Genomic DNA, 5989 nt, shown 5'->3' with positions numbered 1-5989 from the left:
GATGCCCGCGCCGACCGCGGCGCCGACGGCCGCGCCCGCGACGGCGGCCGGGATGCCCGCGCCGACGACGCCGAGGGCCGCGCCCGCCACGATGCCCGCCGCGACCTTGTCGGCGCGCCCGGGCGCGAGGCCGATGGACTGACCGCCGGTGGCGATGGCGGCCTCGGCGTGCGCGGCGATGCCGTTCACGGTGTCGAGGACGTTGTCGGGGAGGTTCTCCGGGACGGGGGAGGTGAAGTCGCCCAGGCGCAGGGTGCGCGGCGGGGGCGCGATGGGAGCGACCGGCTCGACGGGGACGGGCGCGTGCAGGGACTGCCAGTCGATGGGCGGAGCCGGGACCGACGCATCGGGAATCGGGCGGTAGTTGGCGGGTACCGGGTAGTCGGGCATGGCCTCGAGCAGTCGCGGCAGCCGGCCCGGGGTCGTGACCCCGGGTTGCGCCGGCCGGTCCGCGCGCTCGCCCGCCGCCGGAACTCGCACCCCGGGCACGGCCGCGATCCCGGGTTGCGCCGAACCGGAACCGGTTGTGGGAGAAGCGGGTACGCCCGGCCCCGTGACCCCGGGCGGCTGTAGGCCGTCCTCCGCCGACGGCTGTGCCCCCCGATCCGGGACCGTATCCCCCTGCGGCAGCCCCGTTCCCGTCGCCCCGGTACGCGGCGCGGCCACCTCCACCGGCTCCCCGGCGCTCGAACAGCCCACCGCCATGGCCAGCGGAAGCGAGCTCAACGCCATGATCCGCCGAACGCGGGAACGAACTTCCAGATACCGACCACTCACGCCGGTTCACCACCCTCTCATCAGGTTCCACCCACCGCCCCGAAACCACCCACACCGGTCCCCAAGCAAGCGGACACCACTCCCAAACCGGTCAAATACCACCCTGACCAGCACCTATCCACCCCATCCTGTCCTCCCGCCCGCCCGAATCCCCAACCTTTCGAAACCTCGCGCCACCCATGCTGTGCGTGCCCCCACGCTCGCCTCAACGCGATTCACCTGGTTCATCCCCAATCCCGCACAGCCTGTGTGTAGTTGTGGACAGCGACGGGACTTCGATCTGCTCGGCGTGGGTCCGAACTCCGCACAGCGTGTGGATGTCTGTGGAATATCGCCGTGGAGCGCGACGGGCGTTCACCACGCGGAGTGCACAGGCTGTGAATTCATGGTCTTTGTGGTCAGCGGGTGCGGAAGGCCGAAAACCGCACGCCGGTGGGTGCTTTCGTGGCCCGTGTAATCGGCGGGCGGGCTCTGCGGCGCGCGGCTCGGGTCGTCCCGAACCGCCCACAGGCTGTGGATCGCGTGCGCGGGGCGAACAGTGCGACCGCGCCGCACGGTATCCACAGTCGTCAACAGGCTGTGCGCGACTGTGGAAACCGCTGGGGTGCGGGTTGATACGGCCGGGACGGTCCGGTGCGGGCGGCGGAGCGGGGCGGCCGGTCGATCAGAGGTTCGCGGCCGCCCAGGCCCCGGCGGTGATCTTGTCCGAGCGGCTCGGGTCGATGCCGATCGACCTGCCCCGGGTGGCGACCGCGGCCTCGAAGCAGGCCGCCACATCGTTGACCGGGTTCAGGATGTTGTCGGGAACCTCGGTCAGGAAGTCGCAGACGCGCAGGGTGCGCGGGGCTGATGAGAAACCGGTGCTTCCAGAGCCGATTTCGAGCTCCCGGCACCTGACGTGCAGTCTCGAGACCTATTCCAAAGTTGCTGGCAGTAGCCTTTTCTCGGCCGCAGAGCCTTAGGAACCCTGGCGTTTGCCGGAAGACGACCCGCTTCGCATGAGCTCCGCGAGCGCCTCCCGATCGGTGACGTCGAGCTTGATGCACGCGCGGTACAGGTGCCCCTCCACCGTGCGCACCGACACCGTCAGCCGGTCGGCGATCTGCCGATTCGAGAGCCCGGCCACCACCAGATTCGCGATCTCGCGCTCGCGGGAGGTCAGCGGCAACGGCTGCGCGGACTGCCGCAGCGCGGGCGTGCTCGCCCCGCCGCACGCCGCCGCGAGCCGGTTGGCCGCCGCCGCCGATTCCAGCAGCTGCCGCCGGTCACCCGCGCGCTCGTGCGCCGACGCGGCCTGCGCCGCGGCGTCGGCGGCCGACAACAGCACCCCGATGCGCTCGAATTCCGCTGCGGCGGCGTCCAATCCGGCCCCATCGTGGGCCGCGACGGCGACCGCGTGCCGAGCCTGAGCCTGCACCAGCCGCCCGTCCACCCGGGCCGCCAGGTCCGTGAGCCGCCCGGCCACGCTCGTGTCGCCGAAACGCGCGGCGGTGTGCAACGCCATCGCCTCGATGGCGTGCTGCTGCGCACGCGCCGCGGCGTCCGCCGCGCCCAGGGCCAGCCGGATCGCGGGCGTCGCGGTGCCCTCGGCCGCCGCCTGCCAGGACCTGGCGATCTCCAACTGCGGCTCGTACACCGCGCTGTGCCGCCCGCCCCGCTCCGCCGCCGCGGCGATGGATTCGGCCGCCTCCCCGGTGCGCCCCAGCGCCGAATACGCTTCCGCGAGACGGAGTCTGGCGGGGAACATCCAGGCCGCCGCGCCCTCGGTGGTGAGCGCGGCCAGCGCCTGTTCGAGATTGTCGATGCCGCGCGGGAACTGCCCCTGCGCCACGTCCACGGTGCCCTGCAGGATCTTGGTCATGCCCCACGCGAGGTACTGCCCGGGCGAGGAATACGTGTAAGGGCTACTGGCACAACGCCTGGCGGCGTCGATGTCGCCGGTGAAGGTGAGCGCCAGCACCTCCGCGTGCGTGGACATGAACTGATTGAGCCCGTCGATGTGCGACTCCACCGCGTGCCCGCGCGCCGCGTACCGCCGCGCCGCGTCACCGCGACCCATGAGCGCCAGCGCGAGCCCGCCCCCGAACGCCGCCCACCACACCGCCCACGGCGGTGCGTCCGGGGCCGCCATCACCGGCTCGGCGCAGGCGACGGCCTCCTCCAGCTTGTTCTCGTTGACCGCGCACGCCGAGGCCAGGCCGTCGAGGGTGGCCACCACCTTGGGATGGGTGGCCCGGCTGCGCACCGAGGTGAGCACCTCGTCGGCACGATCGGCATCGCCCATGGACCACAGCAGATTCGAGACCCGGGTGCTACCCCAGCGCGCCAGCTGCACCTCGTCGAGCAGGTCGGGGTCGAACACGGCCAGGGTGCGCTCGGCCTCGATGCGATGGCCCTGCCACAGCAGGGCCCGGGCCAGCAGGTCGGCGGCCTCGACCCCGCCCCGTCGTTCCACCGCGGCACGCGCGAAGCGTTCGCCCAGTGGCAGATTCGCCAATCCGATCGCGTCGGCGGCCGCGGCCTCGAACAGCTCCAGATCGGCGGATTTGTCACTGTCCAAGGCCAATTCGGCCAGCCGGATGCGATCGGAGGCGGAGTTGATGGGCCGTTCCTTGAGCGAGGAGTACAGCCGCCCGCGCAGCCGCCGCGCGGAGGCGATGCCGAGCCTGCGCCGGATCACCTCGCCGAACAGCGGGTGGTTGTAGCGCACGAGCAGTTGGTGATCGTGCTCGGCGATCCGTATGACGCCGCGTGATTCGGCGGCCTCCACCGCCTCCTCGCCCGCGAGTTCGGACAGCACGTCCAGGTCGATGGGTTCGCAGAAGGTCAGCAGTTCGAGCACCCGCAGCACCGTGCCGGGCAGCTGCTCCACCCGATCCTCCAGCAGCGCTGCCAATTCCGAGGTGACGGCCGCCCGCCCGCGCAGTTGCCACACGCCCTTGACCTGCCGCAGGCTGCCCGCCTCCAGCGCGCCCTCCACCAGGTGCCGCAGGAAAAGCGCGTTCCCCCCGGAGGATTCCCACATGAGGTTGGCCGAGAGCCCCTCCAGCTGCCCGCCGAGCATGTTCTCCACCAGTTCCACGCTCTGGCGTTGAGTGAAGGGGGACAGGTCGATTCGCAGCAGATGCCCGTCCTTCCACAGCGAGGTCACCGCGTCCGGCACCGGCACGCCGCTGCGCACGGTGGCGACCACGCGCGCGGCCTTGTCGATGGCCAGCTGCAGCAGCAGGGTCGCGGAGAGCTGATCGAGCAGGTGCGCGTCGTCGACGCCGATGACGGTGTGCCCGTCCGCGAGCAGCGCTTCGCGGGCGGCGGCCATGAAGGTGACGGGGTCGTGCGCGGCGGACACCCCGACCATGTGCGCGAAGACCCCGAGCGGGATGCTGCGGGCCGATTCTGTTCCGGCGACCCAGCGGATCTTGCTGCCGTTGGCCGCGCCGACCGCGCCGGTGGCCAGCCGTGCCAGTGTGGTCTTCCCGACGCCGGCGTCGCCGGTGAGGACGGCTCCGACGAAGTCGTTCCCGGTCAGCGCCGCGGTGATCGTTTCGAGTTCGTGCTCACGTTCGACCATCGGCCAATTCCGAGCCATGAATCAACTGTAGATCGCCGGTGATTGGTGAGCGGGGGAAACGAACGGCACCCGAAATAGTCCCGGATCAGGCGACACGCCGGTGGCAACCCGCCGCCACGCCGGGAAGGTTACTCGTTGACCAGCCGCAGGGCCGGGGCGTGCACCTGCCGGCGATCCACCAGCCACACGTTCACACTCTGGTCGGCGGCCGGGTCCAGGGTCTCGACTTCGATCTCGAGCGTGCCCCGCAGCGGATGCTCGACGCGCAGCAGATGCGAGCGGTAGTCGGTGACCCGGTGTTCGCGCCAGCGCCGGTCGAACTCCGGGTAGCGCTGCAGGTCGGTGATGCGCGCCTCGAGCGTCTCGTCGTCGGCGAAGCGGGCCTGGGCGTTGCGCAGCGCGGAGACGATCACGTCGGCGGCCTCGGCCCAGTTGCCGAAGTAGCGCGGGGCGTCCGGGTGCGCGAAGACGTAGTAGGCGAGATTGTTGTGCGCCGCGGCGTCGAACATGCCGATCGGCTCGGCCAGGTCGCGCCAGGCCGGATTCGTGGCCAGCAGGTCGAGCCAGCGCCCGAGCACGAACGCGGGGGTCGGGTGCAGGGCGTCGATGACCGCGCGCAGGGTTTCGGAGACCTCTTCCCCGGCCTGCCCGCTCTTGGGGCAGGACGCCTTCTGTTCCATGCCCATGGCGAGTTTGCCGAAATGATGCCGTTCGACCTCGTCCAGCCGCAGCGCGTCCGAGAGCGCGCCCAGGACCGCCATCGAGGGATTGGTGTCGCGGCCCTGTTCGAGGCGGGCCAGATAGTCGGCGCTCACCCCGGCGAGCGCGGCGACCTCTTCGCGGCGCAGTCCGGGCGTACGCCGGCGCCGGCCCGCGGGCAGGCCCACCTGTTCGGGCTGCAACTGGCCGCGGCGCGCGATGAGGAACTCACCGAATTCGGATCTGGACACCTCACCATGGTGCCTTGTCCGGGTGTCGTTATCCCCGCCCTGTCAGTACCAGGATCAAGAAGGTGTGGCTAACCGGACTGAGGTCCGCTTGACTGATCGTCATGACCACTTCCGAGCAGACCACCCTCGCACCCGGCGCCTGGGAACTGGACGCCCACCACTCCTCCGTGAACTTCACCGTCCGCCACCTGGGCATTTCCAAGGTACGCGGCCGCTTCAACCGCTTCGAGACCGGCTTCGTGGTCGACGAGGCCGGTAAGGCCGCCATCGAGGCGACCATCTACTTCGACTCCTTCGACACCGGCAACGAGGCCCGCGACAACCACGTGCGCAGCGCCGACATCCTGGATGTGGAGAATCTCTCCACCCTGGTCTTCCGTGTCCCGGCTCCCGTCGACCTGGCCGAGGAGTTCGAGGTCACCGGCGAGGCCACCATCGGCGGCATCACCAAGCCCGTCACCCTCGACGTGGAGTGGGGCGGCGTCGAGGTTTTCGCCGGCGACCAGAAGAAGCACGCCGGCTTCAGCGCCACCGGCACCATCAAGCGCAGCGACTTCAACGTCGCCCCCGGCCTGCCGTCGGCCATGCTCAGCGACAAGATCGCGATCGAGCTCGACATCCAGCTCGTCGAGCCCGCCGCGTAATTCCCGTCTGCTCGAAAAGCGAAGCGGCGGCGCCCTTTCGGGGCGCC

3 protein-coding genes and 1 pseudogene are annotated in these 5989 nt (G+C 70.7%); 1 reads left to right on the top strand and 3 read right to left on the bottom strand.

Annotated elements, in window-relative coordinates:
• The 3 genes and pseudogenes from ABZ319_RS39795 to ABZ319_RS39785 form a co-directional block, all read right to left on the bottom strand.
• Positions 1–726 (bottom strand): annotated as a pseudogene (locus tag ABZ319_RS39795) (hypothetical protein); the annotation flags it as partial.
• 1009 nt (positions 727–1735) lie between these two features.
• Positions 1736–4366: a LuxR C-terminal-related transcriptional regulator gene (locus ABZ319_RS39790; protein WP_354991772.1), complete on the bottom strand. Its 2631-nt coding sequence runs from the start codon at positions 4364–4366 to the stop codon at positions 1736–1738.
• A gap of 110 nt (positions 4367–4476) precedes the next feature.
• Positions 4477–5298 (bottom strand): helix-turn-helix transcriptional regulator, encoded by an 822-nt coding sequence (locus ABZ319_RS39785; protein WP_354991771.1) that lies wholly within the window; start codon positions 5296–5298, stop codon positions 4477–4479.
• Between the two features lie 101 nt (positions 5299–5399).
• Here ABZ319_RS39785 and ABZ319_RS39780 point away from each other — a divergent pair, with 101 nt between their 5' ends.
• Positions 5400–5942, top strand: coding sequence for a YceI family protein (locus tag ABZ319_RS39780; protein ID WP_354991770.1), 543 nt, complete (start codon positions 5400–5402; stop codon positions 5940–5942).
• Positions 5943–5989 lie beyond the last annotated feature (47 nt).

The organism is Nocardia sp. NPDC005978, from assembly GCF_040614455.1.
Classification (GTDB): Bacteria; Actinomycetota; Actinomycetes; order Mycobacteriales; family Mycobacteriaceae; genus Nocardia.
Note: the sequence above shows the minus strand (reverse complement) of the source record. Positions and strands in the feature narration are given on the sequence as shown.